General features: G+C 42.8%; 1 protein-coding gene. It reads right to left on the reverse strand.

Annotated elements, in window-relative coordinates:
• Positions 1-131: 131 nt before the first annotated feature.
• On the reverse strand, positions 132-1,000 hold an 869-nt coding region (locus KIV40_RS30420; RefSeq protein ID WP_285352995.1), incomplete at its 5' end, for a carbohydrate ABC transporter permease.

The following is a 1,000-nucleotide window of genomic DNA, read 5'->3' on the forward strand; positions in this document are numbered from 1 at the left end:
CATTTTATTCTCCGATACTTCAATGTTTAGCCCTGTTTCCTTCGGACTATTGGTCTAAGTTGATTTGAGCATGTCCGGTGTTTAAACCATCTTGGGTATGCTCAAAGGTGTTTCTTGCAATAACAGATGTGTTACTTCATTCCTGACATCGTAATGCCTTCAATAAAACGTTTTTGCGCACATAAATAGGCGATGATTAACGGAGCAACGATGATTGTTGCCGCTGCCATTAGTGGCCCGTAATTGTCACCAGCTTCATCACTCTTAAAGGCGACAACCCCCAATGGTGGCGTGTAAACATCCTGGCTGTTAGCTATGATGAGAGGCCAGAAGTAGTCGTTCCAGTGAGCGACGATTGAAAAAATTCCAAAGGCGATTAATGCTGGTATCGCGGTCGGTACCATTATTCGCCAGATGATCCCGAATTCACTAAAACCGTCTAAACGAGCAGCAGAAATAAGGTCATCCGGTACCGAATTAAAAAACTGACGCATCAAGAATATGCCGAATACTGAGATAGAGAATGGTGCGATCAGGCCTTCATAGCTGTTTAACCATCCGAATTTGTACATCAATAGGTACCATGGGATAGATACCGCTTGCGGTGGAATCATCAAGCAAGCAAGAATTGCGATAAACACCACTTGCTTACCTTTAAACTGCAACTTTGATAGTGCGTATGATGCTGGCACAGCGACAGCTATCTGACTCAAGAAAATGGCGACAGTGACTATCACACCATTCAACATGAATTTGAGCAGTGGGGTTTCAGACAGTGCTGTGCTGTAATTTTCATACCCAGCGAACCTTTCTGGAAGCCAACGTATTTCGTTTAAGAAGATCTCGTTTTCTGGTTTGATGGAAGTGAGAACCATCCAAATAAAGGGCATTAGGAAAGCCAACGCAAAAATAACGAGTGTGATGTGGCGAAAGAGACCAAACAAATCGAGTCGTTTCATTAGTAGTGAACCTTCTTTTCCATAAAACGCATTTTTACAAC

It is taken from the genome of Vibrio sp. D173a (genome assembly GCF_030248475.1).